Source organism: Caballeronia sp. LZ008 (genome assembly GCF_031451435.1).
Classification (GTDB): domain Bacteria; phylum Pseudomonadota; class Gammaproteobacteria; order Burkholderiales; family Burkholderiaceae; genus Caballeronia; species Caballeronia zhejiangensis.
In genome coordinates this window covers 566068-587616 of sequence record NZ_JARUXK010000003.1, presented here as the reverse complement: position 1 = coordinate 587616, position 21549 = coordinate 566068, and the positions used below count along the sequence as shown (strand labels likewise).

The 21549-nt window shown below is 62.8% G+C and carries 20 protein-coding genes; 8 read left to right on the top strand and 12 right to left on the bottom strand.

The annotated features are described in order from the left end of the window. Positions 1-280: 280 nt before the first annotated feature. The 3 genes from QCE49_RS21820 (at position 281) to QCE49_RS21810 (ending at position 3884) form a co-directional block, all read left to right on the top strand. Positions 281-1576, top strand: a complete 1296-nt coding sequence (locus QCE49_RS21820) for a sugar efflux transporter (RefSeq protein WP_250457306.1) — start codon at positions 281-283, stop codon at positions 1574-1576. Positions 1577-1635: 59 nt separating this feature from the next. Further along, entirely contained in the window at positions 1636-2541 is a 906-nt protein-coding gene (locus tag QCE49_RS21815; protein ID WP_250457304.1) for a LysR substrate-binding domain-containing protein, read from the top strand. 83 nt (positions 2542-2624) lie between these two features. Next, positions 2625-3884 carry an MFS transporter gene (locus QCE49_RS21810; protein ID WP_250440957.1) on the top strand — a complete coding sequence of 420 codons (1260 nt, stop codon included), beginning with the start codon at positions 2625-2627 and terminating at the stop codon, positions 3882-3884. Positions 3885-3945: 61 nt separating this feature from the next. Here QCE49_RS21810 and QCE49_RS21805 read toward each other — a convergent pair whose 3' ends face one another. Then, positions 3946-4905, bottom strand: coding sequence for a bile acid:sodium symporter family protein (locus QCE49_RS21805; RefSeq protein WP_008348034.1), 960 nt, complete (start codon positions 4903-4905; stop codon positions 3946-3948). A 314-nt stretch (positions 4906-5219) separates the two neighbouring features. Between QCE49_RS21805 and QCE49_RS21800 the strand changes: the two genes are divergently transcribed. The 3 genes from QCE49_RS21800 to QCE49_RS21790 all read left to right on the top strand — a co-directional run bounded on the left by QCE49_RS21800 (position 5220) and on the right by QCE49_RS21790 (position 7534). After that, complete coding sequence (locus QCE49_RS21800; protein ID WP_250457303.1) at positions 5220-5729, top strand: DUF6622 family protein; 510 nt, start codon at positions 5220-5222, stop codon at positions 5727-5729. Between the two features lie 149 nt (positions 5730-5878). Next, complete coding sequence (locus tag QCE49_RS21795) at positions 5879-6652, top strand: DUF899 domain-containing protein (RefSeq protein WP_250440956.1); 774 nt, start codon at positions 5879-5881, stop codon at positions 6650-6652. A gap of 219 nt (positions 6653-6871) precedes the next feature. Beyond that, positions 6872-7534, top strand: coding sequence for a hypothetical protein (locus tag QCE49_RS21790; RefSeq protein WP_008348031.1), 663 nt, complete (start codon positions 6872-6874; stop codon positions 7532-7534). Positions 7535-7563: 29 nt separating this feature from the next. Here the strand turns inward: QCE49_RS21790 and QCE49_RS21785 are convergent, their stop codons facing one another. From QCE49_RS21785 to QCE49_RS21755, 7 genes are all read right to left on the bottom strand, one after another. Further along, positions 7564-8415 carry an alpha/beta fold hydrolase gene (locus QCE49_RS21785; protein ID WP_250457301.1) on the bottom strand — a complete coding sequence of 284 codons (852 nt, stop codon included), beginning with the start codon at positions 8413-8415 and terminating at the stop codon, positions 7564-7566. 3 nt (positions 8416-8418) lie between these two features. After that, on the bottom strand, positions 8419-10140 hold the full coding sequence (gene poxB, locus QCE49_RS21780; RefSeq protein WP_033536202.1) for a ubiquinone-dependent pyruvate dehydrogenase: 1722 nt from the start codon (positions 10138-10140) through the stop codon (positions 8419-8421). A 302-nt stretch (positions 10141-10442) separates the two neighbouring features. Next, complete coding sequence (locus tag QCE49_RS21775; protein WP_008348028.1) at positions 10443-11240, bottom strand: transporter substrate-binding domain-containing protein; 798 nt, start codon at positions 11238-11240, stop codon at positions 10443-10445. A 47-nt stretch (positions 11241-11287) separates the two neighbouring features. After that, the gene (locus tag QCE49_RS21770) at positions 11288-12016 is read right to left on the bottom strand and encodes an amino acid ABC transporter ATP-binding protein (protein WP_250457300.1); all 729 of its coding nucleotides are present in this window, start codon (positions 12014-12016) and stop codon (positions 11288-11290) included. Continuing rightward, a complete protein-coding gene (locus tag QCE49_RS21765) occupies positions 12000-12653 on the bottom strand; it encodes an amino acid ABC transporter permease (protein WP_008348026.1) in 654 nt (217 codons plus the stop codon). The genes QCE49_RS21770 and QCE49_RS21765 overlap by 17 nt, the downstream gene beginning before the upstream one ends. Then, positions 12650-13396: an amino acid ABC transporter permease gene (locus QCE49_RS21760; protein ID WP_175980815.1), complete on the bottom strand. Its 747-nt coding sequence runs from the start codon at positions 13394-13396 to the stop codon at positions 12650-12652. The genes QCE49_RS21765 and QCE49_RS21760 overlap by 4 nt, the downstream gene beginning before the upstream one ends. Positions 13397-13499: 103 nt before the next feature. Next, a complete protein-coding gene (locus QCE49_RS21755; protein ID WP_008348024.1) occupies positions 13500-14345 on the bottom strand; it encodes an NAD(P)-dependent oxidoreductase in 846 nt (281 codons plus the stop codon). Between the two features lie 144 nt (positions 14346-14489). On the opposite strand from QCE49_RS21755, the gene QCE49_RS21750 reads away from it, so the two are divergent. After that, positions 14490-15251, top strand: a complete 762-nt coding sequence (locus QCE49_RS21750) for a FadR/GntR family transcriptional regulator (protein WP_250457298.1) — start codon at positions 14490-14492, stop codon at positions 15249-15251. Between the two features lie 43 nt (positions 15252-15294). Here QCE49_RS21750 and QCE49_RS21745 read toward each other — a convergent pair whose 3' ends face one another. From QCE49_RS21745 to QCE49_RS21735, 3 genes are all read right to left on the bottom strand, one after another. Then, on the bottom strand, positions 15295-16641 hold the full coding sequence (locus tag QCE49_RS21745; RefSeq protein ID WP_008348022.1) for an MFS transporter: 1347 nt from the start codon (positions 16639-16641) through the stop codon (positions 15295-15297). A 232-nt stretch (positions 16642-16873) separates the two neighbouring features. Continuing rightward, the gene (locus tag QCE49_RS21740; RefSeq protein ID WP_250457297.1) at positions 16874-17782 is read right to left on the bottom strand and encodes an SMP-30/gluconolactonase/LRE family protein; all 909 of its coding nucleotides are present in this window, start codon (positions 17780-17782) and stop codon (positions 16874-16876) included. Then, positions 17779-18609 (bottom strand): NAD(P)-dependent oxidoreductase, encoded by an 831-nt coding sequence (locus QCE49_RS21735; RefSeq protein WP_008348019.1) that lies wholly within the window; start codon positions 18607-18609, stop codon positions 17779-17781. The genes QCE49_RS21740 and QCE49_RS21735 overlap by 4 nt, the downstream gene beginning before the upstream one ends. A gap of 198 nt (positions 18610-18807) precedes the next feature. Between QCE49_RS21735 and QCE49_RS21730 the strand changes: the two genes are divergently transcribed. Continuing rightward, positions 18808-19797, top strand: coding sequence for a LacI family DNA-binding transcriptional regulator (locus tag QCE49_RS21730; protein ID WP_008348017.1), 990 nt, complete (start codon positions 18808-18810; stop codon positions 19795-19797). Between the two features lie 75 nt (positions 19798-19872). Here the strand turns inward: QCE49_RS21730 and QCE49_RS21725 are convergent, their stop codons facing one another. Next, on the bottom strand, positions 19873-21162 hold the full coding sequence (locus tag QCE49_RS21725; RefSeq protein ID WP_250440952.1) for an MFS transporter: 1290 nt from the start codon (positions 21160-21162) through the stop codon (positions 19873-19875). Positions 21163-21549 lie beyond the last annotated feature (387 nt).

Genomic DNA, 21549 nt, shown 5'->3' with positions numbered 1-21549 from the left:
GCTCCTGCAGTGGTGCAGTCAGTCGCCAGCTTGCCAGTGGTCGCAAAAACACGACATTTGTATCTTGCTAGAACACGACATTCTCATGTTGCTCCTACATCAATTCCTGCGCTAATTTGCATTATGTCAATCACGATTAACTAATCGCTACACGCATCCTCCGACAACGATGGCAAACTGCGCAAGTTCCGCGCGTTGCCGCATTCAAAGCGGTACGCCGCTTGCGCTCAAAGCACGACCTGCCTTTTCGGCCCGAGTCCCCAAGCCGACCCACGTCCCGATGAACACACGCCTGCTCGGTCTCACCCGCATCCCGTTCTTCCTGCCGCTCTCCAGCGCGACCCTGATGCTCGGCGTCGCGATGTCGTTCACCGCGCCGTATCTGTCGCTGTTCAGCGTCGAACAGGCGGATATGAGCCCCTTGAAGCTCGGCGTCTTCATGACGGTCATCGCCGCGAGCGGCGTCGTGGCCAGCGCGTTTGCCGGAAAATGGTCCGACAGGCACGGCCATCATCGGGAATTGCTGCTCGCGGCGCTCATTGCTTCATCGCTCGGTTTTCTGTTGATGTGCGTCGTGCGCAATTACACCGCGCTGGTCGTGATCGGCATCCTGTTTCTCGGCGCAGGCGGCTCCGCGATGTCGCTCGTGTTCTCGTTCGCGCGCGCGGCGTTGCCCGCCGACGACGAAGCCGAGCGGTCCCTCGCGCTCGCCACCTTGCGAACCGTTCTTTCGATGGCGTGGGTCTTCGGACCCTCCGTCGGCGCGCTGGTGCTCGCCGGCGCCGGCTTCTACGGCCTGTTTCTGTTCGCGGCGGCCTGTTTCGTCGCGTGCGGCGCGATCGTCTGGCGCATGCACGGCTCGCCCAGGGGCGACCCGCACAGCGCACCGGCGCACTACGCCGGCGACCCGACATCGCTGCTCGAAGTCACCGCGCCCGACACCGAGGAGCTCGTCCCGCCGCACCCCGGCGCGTCGCACTCTCGCGCCGAGATCTGGCGCGCGACCGTCGCGATGACGCTCATCGGGCTCGCCGCGAGCGCTACGATGATCGTCCTGCCGCTCTACGTCGTGCACGGCATGCACGGCACGCGCATCGACGTATCGATCATGCTGGGCCTCGGCGCATTCCTCGAAATTCCGATGATGCTCGCGCTCGGCGCGCGTGCTTCGCGTCTCGACAAGCAGCGATGGCTCGCGTCGTGCGCCGTCGTGCATCTGATTTATTTCATTGCAGTGGCGGCGTCGCCCAACGTCCAATTCCTCATTCCGATGCAAGCCTTCAACGCCTTCGTCGTCTCGGTGACGTCGTGCCTCGGCATGACGTACATGCAGGATCTGATGCCGCAAAGCCCCGGATCGGCGACGGCGCTTTTCTTCAACGCGTCGCGCGTCGGATCGATCCTGTCGGGCGTTCTGTCCGGCGCGCTCGTGGCCGCGCTCGGCTATCGCGGCACGTTTCTCGTGTGCGGATGCATCGCGTTGAGCGCGGCGGTGCTGTTCGCCAATCCGCCGTTCGCGCTCATCGCGCGGCGCATTCTCGACTGGTGGCAGGCGCGGCGGCAGACATCGGCCTGACCTCTTCGCTGTCGGGGAATGGCAATATAGGCGCACCTTTCGTCGATTCCCACGCGACCATGTCTCAGCGCCTCCCGCCGCTCAACGCCCTGCGTCTCTTCGAAGCCGCCGCGCGCCATCGCAGTTTCAAGCTCGCGGCCGCCGAACTCAACGTGACGCCGGGTGCCGTGAGCCACGGCATCGGCGCGCTTGAAGCGATGCTCGGCGTCGAGCTTTTCGTGCGCGAGCCGCGCGGGCTGTCGCTCTCCGCCGCCGGCGAACACTATCTGCCGTACATCGCCGAAGCGTTTTCGCTTATCGTCGTCGGCACGCAGTCGCTGCCCGACAGGCGCAAGCGCCGCGCGATCTCGGTTACGTGCGCGCCGACGCTCGCGGCCCGCTGGCTCGTGCCGCGCCTCGCCGATTTCCGCGCGCGCTGGCCCAACATCGACGTCACCGTGGACACTTCGCGCCGCCAGGCGGGCTTTCCCGTCGACGGCTTCGACTTCGGCCTGCGCCTCTCGCGCGGCCCGGTCGATGGCGCATCGTCGTGGCAACGTCTCTTCGGCGAGCGGCTCGTGCCGGTGTGCAGCCCCGCCTATCACGCGATGCTGACCGGCGCCGGCGCCGTTCCGGATCTCACCCGCGCCGCACTCATTCACATCGATACGGCCAGTCAGGACTGGCAAGCGTGGATGGACGGCGCGGGCATCGACGGTCTCGATCTGCACGGCGGCCTTCGCTTCGATACCGTTCAGCTCGGCTTCGATGCCGCCGCGGCCGGGCTTGGCGTCGTCATCGGCAGGCGTCCGCTCGTCGATCGCGAGCTGGCGGCGGGCACGCTGGTCGAAGCGTCCGCGACGAGCGTCGAGACGCAAACCGCCTACTGGCTCTGCGAGACGCCGCAAGCGAGTGCGCGCGCGGATTTCGTCGCGTTTCGCAACTGGCTGATCGAACAAGCGGCCGGTTTCGTCGATAACGGTTGAACTGCGCTCATCCGACGGCGAAATCTTTTCGTTTGTCAGCACGGACGTTCGCCTGCGACGATGGCCGCAAGGAGGAACGAGCCATGTCGTCTTTATCGACCACACGATCGGCCACGGACCGCGCGACGACGTGGGTGCTCATCGGCGCGGCCGCGCTGATCCTGAGCGCCGCGATGGGCGTGCGCCAGACGTTCGGGCTTTTCATCGGGCCGTTTTCGTTCGATCGCGGCATGCCCGTCACGCTGATCGCCTTCGCGATCGCGCTGCACAACCTCGTGTGGGGCTTCGCGCAGCCGTTCGCGGGCGCGGCCGCCGATCGATACGGCGCAGCGCCGGTCGTCGCGACGGGCGCGGCCACGTTCGCCGCCGGGCTCGCGCTCGCCGCCGCCGCGACTTCCGGCTGGATGCTCGTGCTCGGTCTCGGCTTGCTCGTGGGCATCGGCATCAGTTGCACGAGTTTCGGCGTCGTGCTCGCGACGGTCGGACGCGTGGCGTCGCCGCAAACACGCAGCGTCGCGATGGGCCTGGCCAGCGCGGGCGGCTCGCTCGGCCAGGTGCTGATGGTGCCGTTCGCGCAGGAAGTGCGCGTGCATGCGGGCGTGCCGGCGTCGCTCTATGCCCTCGCCTTCGTGCTGCTGCTCGCCGCGCCGCTCGGCATCGCGCTCGATCGCGCGAGCCGCCGGAGCAAGGCATCTTCGGCATCGCACGAAACGCACGCGCAAGCCGCCGCGATGCCGTTGCGCGAAACGCTCGCGTATGCGTCGCGGCATCGCGGTTATCGGCTGCTGACGCTCGGCTTTTTCACTTGCGGCTTTCAGCTTGCGTTCATCGCGACACATCTGCCCGGCTATCTGATGCTGTGCCACATGCCGGTCGGACTCGGCGCGACCGCGCTCGCGCTGATCGGCCTCTTCAACATGATCGGCAGTTGGGGATGCGGCTGGCTCGGCGGACGCTGGCGGCAGCATCACGTCCTCGCGTGGCTCTATCTGATTCGGGGCGGCGCGATCGCCCTCTTCGTCCTGTTGCCGACGACGAGCGTATCCGTCGTCGTCTTCGCCGCCGTGATGGGCCTGACGTGGCTGGGCACGGTGCCGCTCACCAACGGACTCATCGCGAAGGTGTTCGGCACGCGGCATCTGGGCACGCTATTCGGCGTCGTGTTTCTCAGTCATCAGCTCGGATCGTTTCTCGGCGCGTGGCTCGGCGGCTACGTGTTCGACACGACCGGCTCGTACTCGCTGATCTGGGCCGCGACGGCAATCGCCGGACTCGTCGCGGCGCTGCTGCATTTTCCGATCGATGACCGGCCGGTCGCGGAAGCATCGCTCGCGGCGAGTTGATTTCGCGTCCGAAAAAAAACGCGCCACAATCGGCGCGTTTTTTTTCGATCGATTCACACGCTCAGCCGTGCCGCGCGACGGCGGCCTGCGCGTGGGCTTCGCGCGTCGAGCCTTTCGCCGGACGTCCCGCCCAATAGCCCGCGAGCATCGACCCCGACAGGTTGTGCCACACCGAGAAAAGTGCGCCGGGCAACGCCGCGATCGGCGTGAAATACAGCTTGCCGAGCGTCGCCGCGAGCCCCGAGTTCTGCATGCCGACTTCGATTGCCAGCGTGCGGCAGACGGCTTCGTCGAAGCCGAGCAGACGCCCGCCCCAATAGCCGCCCAATAGACCGATGCCGTTGTGCAGCACCACGCCCACCGCGACGACCATGCCCACCGACGCGATGCTCTTCTGCGTGCCGCCGACCACCGCGGCGATGATGAGCAGGATCGCCACCATCGACACGAGCGGCAGCATCCACTCGATCTTGCGCACGAGCTTGCCGAACAGATGGTTCACGACGAGGCCGATGACGATAGGCAGCGCGACGATCTGCACGATGCTCATCAGCATGCCGTGCACGTCGACGGCGATGGAGGCATCGACATAAAGGCGCGTGAGCAGCGGCGTCGCGAACACGCCGACGAGCGTCGAGAGCGCGCTGATCGTGACGGACAGCGCCACGTCGCCACGCGCGAGATAGATCATCACGTTCGACGCCGTGCCGCTCGCAACGCTGCCGACGAGCACCATGCCCGCCATCAGATCGGGCGGCATGTGCAGCGCTTTCGCGATGACCCACGCGGCGAGCGGCATCACGAGGTAATGCAGCACGATGCCCGCGATGACCGGCGCGGGCCGCGTGAACACGCGCCTGAAATCGTCGATGGAAAGCGTGACGCCCATCGACAGCATGATGATCGTGAGAAGCGTCGTGACGTGCGGCGCGATGCCCGTCACGGATGAAGGCGCGCTATAGGCGGCGATGGAAACCAGCACGGCCCAGAGCGGGAAAAGGCGGGTGATGCGGGCAAGCATGAAAACGATCCTCGAATGTCGTTGCGTGTCGTGTTTGGTTCAGCGAAAGCGGCGGTGCGCGGGTTGACCGGACAGGCGCAGACGGACGAAAGCTTGCCCTCGTGGGGCGGACGCTGCCCGCGATGCCGGCGCGCGCGGGTCACGCGCGGCCTCTCTAGCCGATCGTCGGGCAGGCGCCGCATTTTACCCGTCGCGCGACGGGTTTTCGGAATTCGCTTAATTCCCGCGACGCGCGCATACGCTCGCCAACTCATTCGCGGCTCATTCTCCGGCGTCATCATGCGCATCAAACAACCACTTGCAAGGAGATGATCATGACGCCAATCGCCATCGCTCAAGGCACGCCGACGTGGGTCTGGGTGCTGCTCGCATTTCTTTTGTATCGCGGCATCAAGGCGATGCAGGCCAGCACCACCCCGCTGTCGAAGCTCGCACTCGTTCCGATTATTTTCGCGGGCATGGGCATCGCGCATCTCGTCGCGTCGCCGCTCGCCGGATGGATGGCCGTCGCCGTGTGGATCGCCACGCTGGGGGCGGGCATCGTCGGCGGCGTGTTCCTTGCGAGCCAGAGCCGCTTCATCGTCGATCCGATCGCGCGAACCGTGATGCTGCCCGGCTCCATGTTGCCGATGCTGCTGATCCTCGCGACGTTCATCGCGAAGTTCTGGCTCGGCTTCGAGATGGCGACCGTCGCCTATCTGCCCGCGCTCACGACCTATGCGGCAATCGACGCTGCCGTGTCGGGCATCGTCGCGGGCATCTTCGCGGGACGCTTCTTCACGTACTGGAAAACGATGCACGCGCTGCGCGCTTCGTGGGCTTGACCCTGATTGCTGCGGTCGCGCGTCGGGCCATCGGAACGCGCGATCGGGCAAATGGCGTCACACTTGTTACTTTCCGTTTTCCGCTATCCGAGTCAGACTGAATCACGGCAAACAACGAGCAAGAGTCCGACTCAGGAGGTTGCAAGGCCATGACTACATCCGACGAAACAGGGATGCGCACGCCGCCCGTCGTGTCGCAGGAGCAATGGGAAGCAGCGCGTCAGCAGTTGCTGGTGAAGGAGAAAGCCCAGACGCGCGCGCGCGACGCGCTCGCCGCTGAACGCCGCCGCATGCCCTGGACCGCCGTGAAGACGGACTACATGTTCGAAGGCCCCGCGGGCAAGATCGGCTTTCTCGATCTTTTCGATGGCCGGCGTCAGTTGATCGTCTATCGCGCGTTCTATGAGCCGGGCGTCTTCGGATGGCCGGAGCACGCGTGCCGCGGCTGCTCGCTGGTCGCGGATCAGGTCGCGCATCTTGCACATCTGAATGCGCGCGACACGACGCTCGTCTTCGTATCGCGCGCGCCGCAGCAGGACATCGCGCGGCTGAAGGAACGCATGGGCTGGACCATTCCCTGGTTCACGCTGACGGATCGCTTCGATGCCGACTTCGGCGTCGACGAGTGGCACGGCACGAACGTGTTCTTCCGCGAAGGAGACCGTGCATTTCGCACGTACTTTCTCAACAATCGCGGCGACGAGCAGATGGGCAATACCTGGAACTATCTCGACATCACGCCGCTCGGCCGACAGGAACTCTGGGAAGACTCGCCTGAAGGCTATCCGCAGACACCGACCTATAAGTGGTGGAACTGGCACGACAGTTATGTCGACGATGCGCCGCCCGATAAAAAATGGGTCGAAATCTCCGATGCCGGCGAAGCGGCATTCCGTGCTGAAAGCGCAAGGAACAAGGTCTAAAAACGAGCGATGTTGAATGCGGAACCGGTCATCATTTCTTGCCGGTTCCGTTCCGCATTTTTGTGGAACGATTTAGCTAAAGTTTTCAGCAAACGTTTCCGTAAACACAATCATCAACAGCGACGCCTCCGTCGCGCACGGCTCTCCCGCACCAGCCGGCACTATTCGCCGCTTTCGCCTGGACGCCCTCTCGTCCATCTCCTCCACGGATAATCTGCAATGAAGAAGTCGTTGGCCGCATGCGCGGCCGCTATCGGCACGCTCGCCGCGCTTGCCGCTCCGCTCTCGCACGCCCGCGAAATCTACGGTCAGATCGGCACCGAAGGCGTGGGCATCGGCTACTCGGAACCGCTCGGCACGCGCGACAACGTGCGCGCCGAATTCAACGGCCTGAAGTTCTCGCATAACTTCGACGCTGGCGGTCTTCACTACGACGGCACCGCGAGCATCTATCACGGCGGCTTCTATTTCGACTTTTTTCCCGCGCCGGGAACGGTCGGTTTTCGCATCACGGCTGGCGCGCTCATCGGCGGCGATCATGTCGATGGCACCGCGACCAGCATGAACGGCACCTACACCATCGACGGCATCGCTTATCCGACTTTCGGGGAAAGCATTCACGCCAAGGCTAAGTTCCCGGCCGTGCGTCCGTATATCGGCATCGGCTTCGGGCATACGCCTGTTGCCGAGAAAGGCTTCTCCGCGTTCTTCGATGCAGGCGTCGCGTATGGCCGCCCGCGCGTCACGCTCGACGTTCCGGCGGATATCGTCGCGGCGGCGGGACAGGAAAACATCGACGCCGAACAGCAGGATCTGCAGAACAAGGCGGACAAGTTGCGCTTCTATCCGATCGTAAAGGTGGGCGTCACTTATCGCTTCTGATCGCGCTTCTGATAGCGCTTCTGATCGCGTTACTGGATTGCGTCCGCGAACGTCAGCCATTCGCCGACGATCGCTTCGGGCGCATCTTCCTGCATCAGATGCCCTGATCCGTGCACGCGCGTAAAGCGCGCGCCCGGAATCAGCGATGCGAGTTCGACACCGCGCTCGACCGGTATCCACTCGTCCTCTTCGCCCCAAAGAATCGATACGGGGCATTTCAATTCGCCATAGCGCGATTGCACTTCATCGGTATAGCGCTGATCCATCTGCGCGATCTGCCGATAGAACGCGGCCTGCCCGACTTTGCCGGTCCACGGCCGCGTATAGACGCGCAGCGTCTCTTGCTGCAACCGCCGATGCGCCGCACCCTGCAGATACGCATCGAGCATCGCCTGATGCATGTACGGCGGCACACCCGCAAACGCGGCTTCATGCTGTCGCACATGACGCACGAAGGGCGATCCCCACGGCGCGACGGCGACCGGATCGACGAGCATCAGCGAACGATACGCGCAGCCGTCGATCAACGCGGCTCGCAGCGATGTCGCGCCGCCGAAATCGTGTGCGAGCACATCGGGCAAGGCACCGTTCCACTCACCGCACCAGTGCGCGAGAAGCGCCGCGAGCACGCGATTCTGCACGCCGAGCGATACGTCCTGCCCCTCGCGCATCTCCGACGCACCGTAGCCCAGCAGATCGAAGTAATGCACACGCCGCAAACGCGCCGCTACCGGTGCGATGCGTCGCCACACCTGCGATGAAAACGGCGTGCCGTGCACCATCACGAGCGGCGCGCCCTCGCCGATCATGCCGTAGCGCACGGCTTGTCCTTCGTATTCGAAAACGTGATCGAGTGGCAGCGTATCGTTCGATTCGTTCATGGCTCAACGCAGATTCGTGCGCGCGAGTTCGACGATCTCATCGCCGCGCCCGCTCAGGATCGCTCGCAACATATAGAGGCTGAAGCCCTTCGCTTGCGACAGTTCGATGGTCGGCGGCATCGCGAGTTCATGCTTCGACGTGACGACATCGACGACCGCCGGTCCCTTGTGCGCGAACGCTTCGCGCAGCGCGTTTTCGAGTTGCTCCGATTCCTCGACGCGCACCGACCAGATGCCCGCGCCCTTCGCGATCTGCGAGAAATCGGTCTTGCTGAGATCGACGTTGGTGTCTAGATAGCCGCCAGCCTTCAGTTCCATCGACACGAAACCGAGCAGGCTGTTGTTGAACACGACGACCTTGATCGGGAGATCGAGTTGCACGGCCGAGAGCAGATCGCCGAGCAGCATCGACAAACCGCCGTCGCCCGATAGCGAAACGACTTGCCGTTGCGGCCGCGCGGCCTGAGCGCCGAGCGCCTGCGGCATTGCGTTTGCCATCGAGCCGTGATTGAACGAGCCGTGCAACTGGCGCTTGCCGTTCATTGTCAGATAACGCGCGGCCCACAGTGTCGGCGTGCCGACGTCGACGGTGAAGATCGCGTCGTCGGCTGCGATTTCATCGACGAGCTTCGTCAGATATTGCGGATGAATCGGACGTCCCGGCGCGGATGGCGTCGCGAGATCGTCGAGGTCCTTGCGGGCGGTCGCATAGTGCTTCAATGCGTTCTCGAGAAAACGCCGCTCGTCCTTGCGTTGGAGCTTCGGCAAGAGCGCCGCGAGCGTTTCCTTGATCGTGCCGACGAGCCCCATTTCCAGCGGCGCGCGGCGTCCGAGTTGCGAGCCGCGCCAGTCGATCTGCACGATCTTCGCTTGCGGCGGATAGAACGGGCGATACGGAAAATCGCATCCGAGCAGGAGCAGCGTGTCGCACGACATCATCGCGTGATAGCCCGAACTGAAACCGATGAGCCCTGTCATGCCGACATCGAACGGGTTGTCGTACTCGATGAACTGCTTGCCGCGCAACGCATGCACGATCGGTGCTCCGAGCGTATCGGCGAGCGCGACCACTTCGTCGTGCGAGCCGGCGACGCCGCTGCCGCACATGATCGTCACCGCTTCGCAGCCGTTCAGAAGGCTCGCGAGCTTGTCGAGATCGGCGTCTGCCGGCACGATCGCGCCCGGCGCGCTCGCGGTCCAGCGCGGCTCGACGGCCGGGCCTTCGCTCAATGCGACGTCGCCCGGCAACACGATCACCGCGACGCCGCGCTGATCGATCGCCGCACGCATCGCGCGTTCGAGCACGCGCGGAAACTGCGACGCATTCGACACCAGCTCCACGAAGTGACTGCATTCCCTGAACAATTCCTGCGGATGCGTTTCCTGAAAGTAGCCGAGGCCGATTTCCGTCGATGGAATGTGCGCCGCAATGGCGAGCACCGGTTGATGATTGCGATGACAGTCGTAAAGACCATTGATGAGATGCAGATTGCCTGGGCCGCAACTGCCCGCGCATACGGCGAGTTTGCCTGTCGCGGCGGCATCGGCTCCGGCCGCGAAAGCGGCTGCTTCCTCGTGACGCGTATGCATCCAGCGGATCGAGCCGACACGATCGAGGCTGAACGCCAAACCGTTCAGGCTGTCGCCCGTCACGCCCCAGATTCGCTCTACGCCCGCCGCCGCCAGTGTCTTCGCCAGATAGTCCGCTATCGTGCCCTTGGCCATGATGTGTCCCGTGATGAAGAGAGGATGTCCAGTGATCGACGGAGCCGCGCACGGAATGACGTGGCGCGCATCCGTGTTGGCTCAATGCATGCAGGATTCAAAACGCAAAAGGAGTGTACGCCGGAGCGCGGCGGTTTGTCCTGAACCGTGTCGAGACCGCGTGGTGCGGGCGTTCAGGATAGGCGATCGCGGTATTTTGAATGCATCATTCCGGAATGAATCCGGTATGCGTAATGCAAACGACAACGGCGGCGGATCGATGACCCGCCGCCGTTGCGCATGACTGAAGCGAGACCCTGCGCTCAGGCGCCCTTGCGCATGTTCTCCGGCAGATCCCGTCCGTGATACTTCTTGTAGATCGTGTTGAGGTTGCCGCTCTTCATGTTCGCGCCGACCCAGTTGTTCACCCATTCCTTCAGGCGCGGCTGGTCCTTGTTCATCGCGATGCCGAGATCGAACGTCTTCTGCTCGAACTTCATCTCGATGTTGCGTTGCGGAGCGCGATCCTGCATCTCCTTCAAGTTCGAAGGCGTGCTGGAGAAGATGTCGACCTGTCCCGTGACCATCGACGTGATGAGCGTCGCATCGTCTTCATAGCGCTGAATCTGTGCGCCCTTCGCCTGCTGTGTCGTCAGCGTGTCGTTCACCGTTGCACGCGTGAGGCCGATGGTCTTGCCGTCGAGATCCGCATAGCTCTTCACGTTCGCCGTCTTCACGCCGCCAACGATGATCGAGATGACCGCATACGGGTTCGAGAAATCGACGACTTTGGCGCGCTCCGGCGTGACCGACAGCGAGGAAATCACGAGGTCCGCGCGCTTCGCCTGCAGCGTCGGAATGCGCGCGGCGTTGGTGATCTGCACGAGTTCTAGCTTCACGCCGAGATCCTTCGCAAGCGCGGCGGCAGTATCGACGTCCGATCCCGCGGGCTTCAGGTTCTGGTCGGCATAGCTGAAGAGCGGCGTGCCGATGGCGATCGCGACGCGCACGACGCCTGCCTTCTTGATGTCGTCGAGTTCATCGGCCATCACGCTGTGAACCGCGCCTGCCATCATCAACGTTGCGAGCGTTGCGCGTGCAATGATTGATTTCGCTTTCAAGTTACGTCTCCGTCGTTATTAATGTTGCTGAATTGATGCTGCGATTATCAAAGTCCGTTATCGAGGAATGCGCGCAATTCGGGTGTGCGCGGCGCATCGAGCATGCTTCCGTCGCCCACTTCCCAAACCGTTCCCTGATGCATGTAGATGATGCGATCCGCCACGCGCTTCGCGAAGGCCATCTCGTGCGTGACGAGCAGCATCGTCATGCCGTCGGCAGCGAGGTCTTCCATCACGCGCAGCACTTCGCCCGTCAATTGCGGATCGAGCGCCGAGGTCACTTCGTCGAACAGCATCACCTTTGGCGACATCGCGAGTGAGCGCGCGATCGCCACGCGCTGCTGCTGTCCGCCCGACAATTGCTCGGGATACGCATCGGCCTTCTGTCCGAGACCGACTTGCTCCAGCACGTTCATCGCAATGCGCCGCGCTTCGTCGCGCGACATCTTCTTGACGTGACGCAGCGCGAGCATGATGTTCTCTTCGACCGTCAGATGCGGAAAGAGGTTGTAGCTTTGAAACACGATGCCCACTTCGCGGCGCAACAGATGCAGATCGACCTTCGGATCATGGACGCGAATGCCGCACACTTCGATTTGCCCTTGGTCGATCGTCTCCAGCCTGTCGATGCAACGCAACGCCGTGCTCTTGCCCGAACCGCTCGCGCCGATCACGGCGATCATCTCGCCCTTGTTGACTTCGAAGGAAACGCCCTTGAGAACATGATTGGAGCCGAAGCTCTTGTGAATATCGCCGACCTTAACGATTGCTGACATTGAGCTTGTTCTCCATCGATTGGCTCCAGCGCGAAAGCGGATAGCACAGGACGAAATAGAAAGCGCCGACCAGACCGAAGATGAGGAACGGCTGGAAGATCGAGTTATTGATGATCTGCCCCGCGCGCGTCAGCTCGATGAAGCCGATCACCGAAGCAAGCGACGTCATCTTGATGAGCTGCACGAGAAACCCGACGGTCGGCGGCAGCGCGAGACGCATCGCCTGCGGGATGATGACGAGGCGCAGCGTCTGCCAGCGCGTGAGCGACAGGCATTCCGACGCTTCCCACTGCGGCTTGGGCATCGCTTCGATACAGCCGCGCCAGATATCGCCGAGATATGCGCTCGAATAGATCATCAGCGCGAGGCCGGCCGCGACGAGGGCGGGCACCTGATAGCCGTACACCGACAGGCCGAAGTACACGATGAACAGCAGGATCAGCAGCGGTATGCCCTGAATCGCCTCGATATACACGAGCGCCACGCGCGCAAGCCATGCGCGCGGCGAGATGCGCGCGAGCATCACGGCAAAGCCGCCGATACCGCCGAGCACGAACGCAAGCGCGGAAAGCACGAGCGTCCAGCCGATCGATTGCACTAGATAGACAAGGTGCGATGACGTGAATCCGCCGCTCATGCCGCACCTCCGGGAATGACCGTATCGATGCGCTGCGGATCGGGCGGCGTCTTGCCGGCGCGTTTAGCAGCAAGCCGGATCGCGCGGCGGCGCTTGAAGAGATGCTCTCCCACCGCCCACGCGATGAGCTTGATGACGAGCGACAACGCCAGATACAGCGCCGCGACCACGATGTACGTTTCGAGCGAGCGGAACGTATCGGACTGCACAGTGTTCGCGACCGCCGTGAGCTCTTCGGCCGAAATCTGCGAGGCGATCGCGGAGGCCTGCATCATCAGCAGGAACTGGCTCGTCAGCGCGGGATAGACCTTTTCGATCGACGGCTGCAACATCACATGCCAGCCGATGCGCCACTTCGGAAGCCCGAGGCATTCGGCCGCTTCGATTTGTCCGCGTGGCACCGATTCGAGTCCCGCGCGGATGATCTCGGCCGCATATGCGCCGATGTTGATCGTCATCGCGAGCGCGGCGGCCGCGAACGTCGGCATGCGCAAGCCGATGCTCGCAAGACCGAAGTACAGCAGAAAGATCTGCACGAGGAACGGCGTATTGCGCACCGCCTCGATATAGACGATGCACAGGCGCGTGAGGACCGGCACTTTCGCGCGCTTCGCGAACGCCACCAGCATGCCGAGAATCAGCCCGAAGAACACAGCCACGCAAGTCATCTTGAGCGTGAGCCATGCGCCCAGCAGGAACGTCGGCCAGTACGGCAGCAGCGGTGAAAAATCGAGAGAGAACATGGCGGCAAGAGTTCCTGTCGGGTGTGGGCGCTAACACGCTGTGCGCCCGCTCTGGATGTATGACGACATACTACGAGTGCCGTGATACTGCATTTCGCATGCATTAAACCGGATCGAACGGGCCAGTCGTCGTGAAGGCACCGCCCTGCAGCACCGCCACCGGATCGGTGGGCGCCGGCGGCGGCGTCGCTTCGACCTTTTCGCGGAACTGCTCGGACGAGTCACGCGGAACGAAGCCGAGATGCGCGGCGCAGCGGTTGTCCCACCATGTATGCGCGTTCGCCGACATGCCGAAGACGATCGTGTGGCCGACGTCTTTCGTGAAGAGACTGCGGCGCAACAGGTCATGAAAATCGTCGTAGCTCATCCAGCTCGCCATCATGCGGCGGTCCTTCGGCTCCGGAAACACGGAGCCGATACGAATGCTCACCGTCTCGATGCCGTACCGGTCGAAATACATTTGCGCCATGTCCTCGCCGAAGGACTTCGACAAGCCGTAGTAGCCATCGGGGCGCTTGCGCGCAGTGGCGTCGATTCGTTCGTCCTGCCGATAGAAACCCGTGACGTGATTCGAGCTTGCGAACACGATGCGCTTCACGCCCTGACGGCGCGCCGCTTCGTAAAGATTGAAAACGCCCTTGATGTTGGCTTCGAGAATCTCTTCGAACGGACGCTCGACCGATACCCCGCCGAGATGAATGATCGCGTCGCAGTCCATCGCAAGCGCATCGACGGCGTCGCGGTCGGCGAGATCGCAAGGAGCGATCTCTTCGTGAGGCGCGGCGTCGCCCTGCAACACGCCAGGCAAGTCGGAGATCCGCACATGCCGCGCGAACTCGGCGACGCGATGCCGGATCGCGCGGCCGATTCCGCCGGCGGCGCCCGTCAGCAACAGACGATCGAATTGCGCATCTTCGTCGGCGGACGGCGTGCTGGTTTGTTGTTCCATCGTGTTGTGTCTCCTGAAGGCTGTCGTCGCTAGGGATTACCCTGCGCGCATCTTCTTGTACGTTGTCATATCACTGCATGACGCATATCATCATTTGCCGAACGATTTGTCAATGTGTGTAAAACCCACGCCAACGAGAATACCGTGACGCTATCGCCCGATCTTCATGCCGGCACCGACGCATCCTCGATTGCATCGCCGCAAGCGCGACGCAGTCTGACCGCGCAACTCGTCGACGCCTTGCGCGCCCAGATCGATGCACAGGAACTGAAGGGCGGCAGCAGGCTCGCGACGGAAGCGGAAATGGTTCAGCGCTTCGGCGTGAGCCGCACCGTCGTGCGTGAGGCGCTGTCGCGTCTGCAAGCGGCAGGACTCGTGGAAACGCGGCATGGCATCGGTACGTTCGTGTGTGAAGCGGGCATGTCGCCTCTTCTGCACCTCGATCCCGCCGATGTCGCCGGTTCGATCGATGCGCTCGCCATCCTCGAATTGCGCATCAGTCTCGAAACCGAAAGCGCGGGACTTGCCGCAATGCGTTGCGATGCCGCGCGTCTTGCGACGATGCGCTCGACGCTCGCGGACTTTTCAAGAAATGTGGGCGAAGCAAGCGATACCGTATCGCCCGATCTGCGCTTTCACATGGAGATCGCGCATGCAACGGGCAATCGCTATTTCGTCGAGATCATGGAGCATCTGGGCACGCGCATGATTCCGCGCACGCGCATCACGGCGACGCCGATTCCGCGCGATCAATACGCGGATTACCTGATGCGCGTGAATCGCGAGCATGAACAGATCGCGGACGCCATTGAACGCGGCGATGCCGATTCGGCGCGCACCGCGATGCGTCTGCATCTGATCAACAGCCGGGAGAGATTGCGACGCGCGCAGTCGTCGCTTGAATGAATACGCGAGTACCGCGCGTTGGCGCGGTACTCGCGATGCAACATCAACGCGCCATGTTCGGCTCGCCATCCTCGACGTCATGCGCGCCGGAAATCGTCTCCAGTGCCTGATCGTGATGCAGCAGCAGGACCGCCGCCACGCCGACCATGCCCGCCCCTGCCAGGCACAGCAGGCCCGCGCCGAAGCCGCCCGTGCTGTCCTTGATCCAGCCCATCGCATAGGGACCGAAGAAGCCCGCGAGATTGCCGAGCGAGTTGATCGCCGCGATGCCGCCCGCCGCCGCCGCACCCGAAAGGAACGAGGCCGGCAGCGTCCAGATCACCGGCAGGCAACCGAAGATGCCGAAGCCCGCGATCGACAGCGCGATCATCTTCATCACCGGATCGTCGAGGCCCGCCGATGCCGCGATGCCGCCCGCCGCTACCATCAACGCAATCGCGACATGCCAGCGCCGTTCGAGCTTGCGATCCGAATGACGGCCCCACAGCACCATGCTGATCACGCCCACGGCATAGGGCAATGACGTGACGAAGCCGGTCTGCAAGTTGGAAAGACCGAACGATTTGACGATCTGCGGCAGGAAGAAGCTCAGCCCATAGTTCGTGGCATTCGCGCCGAAGTAGATCAGGGCAATGGCGAGCACGCGCGGATTGAAAATGGCTTCCTTCACGCTGAACGCATGCACGGATTCGCGATGCGCGCGCTCTTGCGCCTGACGATCGACGAGCCAGTCACGCTCTTCTTTTGCAAGCCAGTGTGCGTCGGAGGGCTTGTCGGTCAGATAGAAGTACACGACGAACGCGAGCAGCAACGCGGGAATCGCTTCGATCAGATACAGCCACTGCCAGCCCGCCATGCCGTTGATGCCGTCCATCTGCAAGAGCGCGCCGGAGATCGGTCCGCCGATCACGGTGGACAGTGGAATCGCCGCCATGAAATAGCCGACGACGCGGCCGCGATACTTCGCCGGGAACCACAAGGTCAGCAGAAAGATGATGCCGGGAAAGAAGCCCGCTTCCGCGACGCCGAGCAGGATGCGCAAGCCATAGAACACGTATGCGTTGGAGAGGCCCGTCGCCTGCGCGATATGCGGAATGTAGGCCATCGCGGCTGCGAGGATGCCCCACGTGAACATGATGCGTGCGATCCAGCGGCGCGCGCCGAATCGTTCGAGCAGCAGGTTCGAAGGAACCTCGAAAAAGAAATAGGCGATGAAGAAAATGCCGGCGCCGAAACCGAACATGCTCGCAGTGAAACCGAGCGCCTTGTTCATCTGCAATGCGGCAAAGCCGACGTTGACGCGGTCCAGATATGCGATGAAGTAACACAAGATCAGGAACGGCACGAGGCGAACCATCACGCGCTTCATGGTGCGAGCTTCAAGGTCCATCAATGTCTCCTCCGGATTAGAGAATCTGTTGATCGCGGGTGCTTGAGATACCTGCGGAGACTACTCTTTCAGAAGGACTTGCAGCATTGGTGTTTGTGCTTGGTATCGGTTCCGAAGGGGGACGTGTCCATCATTTCGATGCGCGCCAATAAAGTGCGCTCGAATCGTTTGCGTCCCAAATCATGCGAAAAAAATGCGGACGGGGCGAATGATCGCCCCGTTTTCGTGAAGTTTATGCTACCGGTAACAGCGCGGCGTACTCCGGCTCCGGTAATCCTTGCACGCCGGGGTTCAATGCGAACACGTGACCGTCGTCGTCAGTGGCATTCATTGCCGGACGAATAGTCGTGACATAGAGCGTTTTCAGATCGCTGCCGCCGAACGCGCACATCGACGGCTTGCTCGCAGGCAGCACGATCTCGCGATCGAGTTCGCCGCGCGGTGTGAAACGCAGCAGGCGGCCGGCGTCGTTCGCACACGTCCAGTAGCAGCCGTCCGCATCGACCGCGGCGCCATCGGGACGGCCCGCGTAGTGATGCAGATCGGCATATGCGCGCTGCGCGTGCGGCGTGCCGGTGTCGGGGTCGAAGTCGAATGCCCAGATCATGCGCCGTTGCGGATGCGAGTCCGACAAATACATCGTTCTGCCATCCGGCGACCATGCGAGGCCGTTCTGCGTGATCAGACCATCGACGACCGGCTCCGACAAAGCGCCCTTCTCATCGAAGCGATACAGCGCGCCGACGGCACTCGCGAGCGACATGTCCATCACCATCGTTCCGGCCCAGAAGCGCCCTTGCCTGTCGCAGCGGCCATCGTTGAAGCGCATGCCCGTCGCGGGAAACGAAGGCGCTGCGAGCTTCACGGCGTGCGCCTGGTTCGCGTCGGCGAGCGTCACGCCGAACATGCCGCTTTCCATGCCCGCGACGACGCGCCCAGCCTTGTCGAACGCAAAGCATGCGACCTGTTCGTCGAACGCCCATTCCGTACGTCTCGCGCTTTCGATCTCGAGCCTGACGATCCGTCGCGCGGGAATATCGACCCAATACAGCGCGCCCTCTTGCGCGCGCCATACCGGACATTCGCCGACGGTCGCGCGCCCGGCCGCGTCGATGCGTTCCGCGCGCACGGCGGCGCTCATCGCTTGCGCTCCATCGGCTCGCCCAATACGAACGGGCCGCCCTGGAAGCGCTGCGCCGGATCATCGCGATCGGCGCTCGGTCCGGTCACCGGAAAGAGCCCGTCGAACTGGGCCGAGCTGTCTTGCGGATTGAAGCCGAGGAAGCCCGCCTTCGAGTTGTCCCACCACTTCACCGGATTGTCAGAAGCGCCGTACACCACCGCATGACCGACGCGATTCGTGAACAGCGAGCAGCGCACGAGCTCGATGAAATCGCGGTAGCTCAGATACGTGACGAGCATGCGCGGATTCTTCGGCTCCTCGAACGACGAACCGATGCGCAGGTTCACCGTCTCGATGCCGAAGCGATCGAAGTAATAGCGCGACAGCGATTCGCCGAAGCACTTGGTCACGCCATAAAGACTGTCCGGGCGATGGGGCGAATCGGCGTCGAGCACTTCGGTGACTGGATGAAAGCCGATTGCATGGTTCGAGCTCGCGAACACGATGCGCTTCACCCCATGACGGCGCGCCGCTTCATAGATGTTGTACGTACCGCGGATATTCGCTTCGATCAGATCGTCGAACGGCGCGTCGATCGAGATGCCGCCGAGATGCACGATCGCGTCGACGCCCTCGACGAGCTGCATCACCTTGTCGCGATCCGCGAGATCGACGGCGCTGATCTCTTCATGGCTCGCTGCATCGTCGAGCGGCGCGATGTCGGAGAGCCTCACGACGTCGGCCCATTGAGCGAGCGCGCCGCGCAACTGACGACCCAGATTGCCGGCCGCGCCGGTCAGAAGCAGACGCTTGAACGGCTTGGCCGCTGCGTTTGGCTGATTCATCGAGACTCCTGTCAATACGTACTGATGCGTTGAAAGCAATAAGGAAGAAAACGTTTTCGGGACTATATCGATCGGCGCGACGCGCCGTCAATCGCCGTCTGGCATGCAAAACGCCGCATGCAAAACGCAAGTTTCGATGTCATCGTTTCCCGAATTTCTGCGACAATCCGTTAACAGTGCGAAAACGTTACCCTCCGAATGAAAAAAATTTCCCCGACCATTCGCGACGTCGCCGCTGCGGCGGGCGTCTCCGTCGCGACCGTCTCGAAGTACATCAATGGCGCGCAGCGCTTCTCCGCGCCGGTCGAGGCCAAGCTCAAGGAAGCCATCGATTCGCTCGGCTACCGCTCGAACCCGCTTGCGCGCTCGATGATTACCGGCAAGACGCGCACCATCGGTCTCACGATCCTCGACATCAGCAATCCGCACTTCACGCATGTCGTGAAAGGCGCGAACCGCATTGCGCTGCGGCACGACTACACGCTGCTGCTCGTCGATATCGACGAGAATCAGGCGCGCGAGCGGCCGCTCATCGAAGCGCTCGCGCAACGCGTGGACGGCCTGCTCGTCAGCTCGCGCCTGGCAGACGAAAACGCGCAGTGGATGCTCGATCTCGACAAGCCCGTCGTGCTGCTGCGTAACGCCGAGCTGCCGATTCCGAGCGTCGGCATCAACAGCCGCCTCGCTACTTACATGCTCGCGCGTCATCTGCTCGATCTCGGGCATCGCCGCATCGCGTATCTCGGCTTCGAGCACGCGCGCATCAACGATGAACGCATTCGCGGCGCGCGCGAGTGTCTCGCCGAAGCGGGCCTCGAACTCGACATCTACGAAGCCCATGCGCCAACGTCGCTTGCCGGCGAACAGGCTTGCTCGCGCGTGATGCTCGGTCCGAAGCGCCCGCAAGCGGTGATCTGCTACAACGACCTGATCGCGCTCGGCTTCATGAAGGAAGCCGCTTCGCTCGGCATTCGCGTGCCGCAGGACGTCTCGGTGACCGGCATCGACAACGTGCCCTACGGCGCATACGCCGCGCCGGGACTCACGACCGTCGACATTCAGAGCGAGAAGATGGGCGAACTCGCGATGCAGAAGCTCATCGACGCCCTCGCCGGTCATCCCGATCCGGGCAACTCCATGTTCGAGCCGCGGCTCATCGTGCGTGAATCGACTGCTGCCGCTGCATGACGTACGCCGCGCTGCCTGCAAGTTGCGAGTGCGGGCGGCGCGGCGCATGTCTTGACTAATAATCGCTAATACGAATTACGCTGCGAGCTTCGCCGGCGTCATCTTCGGCGTGAGCAAGTGCATGATCCCGAAGGCGATGAGATACGCCGATGCGCCGATCGCGAACAGCACCCAGTAGTGACCCGTGCGTTGCAGCACCTGGCCGATCACTTCCGAGAACAGCACGCCGCCGATCGAACCGGCCATGCCGCCGATGCCGACCACCGCGCCCACCGCACGTCGCGGGAACAAGTCCGATGCCGTCGTGAAGAGGTTCGCCGACCAGCCCTGATGCGCTGCTGCGGCGAGACCGACGATGGCCACCGCGACCCACAGGTTTTCTGCCTGCGAAACGAACGCGATCGGCAACACGGCGCATGCGCAGATCAGCATTGCCGTCTTGCGCGCCGCATTCACGGTCCAGCCCGCGCGCAGCAGCGCGGAAGAAATCCAGCCGCCGCCGATGCTGCCGATGGTCGTGATCGCGTAGATCACGACGAGCGGCAAGCCGATGTGCTGCATGTCCATGCCGCGCGATTCGTTGAGCCACTTCGGCAGCCAGAACAGATAGAACCACCACACCGGGTCCGTCAGGAACTTGCCGACGATGAATGCCCACGTCTCACGCTTCCTGATGAGTTCCTTGAACCCCGGCGCGCGCGCCTTGACGTTGGCCGCGTCGGCGGCGTTGGTGTCATCGCCTTCGTCGGCGATTTCGTCGTCGTGCGCGCGGCCGTCCGGCTGGCGGTACATCACGAACCACACGACGAGCCACACGAGGCCGATCGCGCCGACCATCACGAACGCAGCGCGCCACCCGAAGGCCACCGCGAGCGCGGGAATGAGTGCCGGTGCGAAGACCGCGCCGATGTTCGCGCCGGAATTAAAAATACCAGTCGCGAGGGCGCGCTCACGGCGCGGGAACCATTCGGCGGTCGTCTTGATGGCCGCGGGGAAGTTGCCGCCCTCGCCGATGCCCAGCAGCGCGCGGACCATGGCGAAGCCCATCACGGAGCCGACGGCCGCGTGCAGCATCGCGGCGATGCTCCAGACGAACATCGCGAGCGCATAAGAGATGCGCGTGCCGAGCCAGTCGACGATACGCCCGAAACACAGCAGGCCGATCGCATAGAAAGCCGAGAACGCGATCACGATGCGGCCGTACTGCACCTGCGTCCAGCCGATGTCGTGCTGCAGCATGGGGGCGAGCAGACCGAGGATCTGCCGGTCCATGTAGTTGATGACCGTGGCGAAAAACAGCAGCGCGCACACGGTCCAGCGATAGCGGCTGGCGGTACGCACGACGCCGGCAACGACAGTGTTCATGTAAGTCTCCGGACGCGGCGGCGCTCGTCGTGCCGCGTTTCTTGTTGCGTGAACGGCGACGAGCGCCGTGGGCGATGGCTTTGCGCCGGTTAAAAGCGCAAGCTCGCCGAGGTTTTGGAAAACGTTTTTTCGAAGAATAGTGGGTTTGCTGCCTACTGGCTATCCTAGTATTTGCCCTAATCTGTGGCAGAACTGTTGCTGACGGGCGAGTTGGAAGCCCTTTCAGCACCCGTATCGACGCGTACGAAAAGTTAATCGTTTTCTGAGATTTGTCTTGGTAAACAGGAGCCGCTCGGCGCACGCGAAGCCATCGCAATGGCTTTCATGCCTGCGGCAAATTAAAGTTTCTTAAGCATCTGCCGATAAGGATCATCACAACTCTTATCG

Bases quoted from the DNA above. Each gene is read 5' to 3' on its own strand.
- QCE49_RS21820 (WP_250457306.1), top strand. From the start codon at position 281: ATGAACACACGCCTGCTCGGTCTCACCCGCATCCCGTTCTTCCTGCCG.
- QCE49_RS21815 (WP_250457304.1), top strand. From the start codon at position 1,636: ATGTCTCAGCGCCTCCCGCCGCTCAACGCCCTGCGTCTCTTCGAAGCC.
- QCE49_RS21810 (WP_250440957.1), top strand. From the start codon at position 2,625: ATGTCGTCTTTATCGACCACACGATCGGCCACGGACCGCGCGACGACG.
- QCE49_RS21805 (WP_008348034.1), bottom strand. From the start codon at position 4,905: ATGCTTGCCCGCATCACCCGCCTTTTCCCGCTCTGGGCCGTGCTGGTT.
- QCE49_RS21800 (WP_250457303.1), top strand. From the start codon at position 5,220: ATGACGCCAATCGCCATCGCTCAAGGCACGCCGACGTGGGTCTGGGTG.
- QCE49_RS21795 (WP_250440956.1), top strand. From the start codon at position 5,879: ATGACTACATCCGACGAAACAGGGATGCGCACGCCGCCCGTCGTGTCG.
- QCE49_RS21790 (WP_008348031.1), top strand. From the start codon at position 6,872: ATGAAGAAGTCGTTGGCCGCATGCGCGGCCGCTATCGGCACGCTCGCC.
- QCE49_RS21785 (WP_250457301.1), bottom strand. From the start codon at position 8,415: ATGAACGAATCGAACGATACGCTGCCACTCGATCACGTTTTCGAATAC.
- poxB (WP_033536202.1), bottom strand. From the start codon at position 10,140: ATGGCCAAGGGCACGATAGCGGACTATCTGGCGAAGACACTGGCGGCG.
- QCE49_RS21770 (WP_250457300.1), bottom strand. From the start codon at position 12,016: ATGTCAGCAATCGTTAAGGTCGGCGATATTCACAAGAGCTTCGGCTCC.
- QCE49_RS21765 (WP_008348026.1), bottom strand. From the start codon at position 12,653: ATGAGCGGCGGATTCACGTCATCGCACCTTGTCTATCTAGTGCAATCG.
- QCE49_RS21760 (WP_175980815.1), bottom strand. From the start codon at position 13,396: ATGTTCTCTCTCGATTTTTCACCGCTGCTGCCGTACTGGCCGACGTTC.
- QCE49_RS21755 (WP_008348024.1), bottom strand. From the start codon at position 14,345: ATGGAACAACAAACCAGCACGCCGTCCGCCGACGAAGATGCGCAATTC.
- QCE49_RS21745 (WP_008348022.1), bottom strand. From the start codon at position 16,641: ATGGACCTTGAAGCTCGCACCATGAAGCGCGTGATGGTTCGCCTCGTG.
- QCE49_RS21740 (WP_250457297.1), bottom strand. From the start codon at position 17,782: ATGAGCGCCGCCGTGCGCGCGGAACGCATCGACGCGGCCGGGCGCGCG.
- QCE49_RS21735 (WP_008348019.1), bottom strand. From the start codon at position 18,609: ATGAATCAGCCAAACGCAGCGGCCAAGCCGTTCAAGCGTCTGCTTCTG.
- QCE49_RS21730 (WP_008348017.1), top strand. From the start codon at position 18,808: ATGAAAAAAATTTCCCCGACCATTCGCGACGTCGCCGCTGCGGCGGGC.
- QCE49_RS21725 (WP_250440952.1), bottom strand. From the start codon at position 21,162: ATGAACACTGTCGTTGCCGGCGTCGTGCGTACCGCCAGCCGCTATCGC.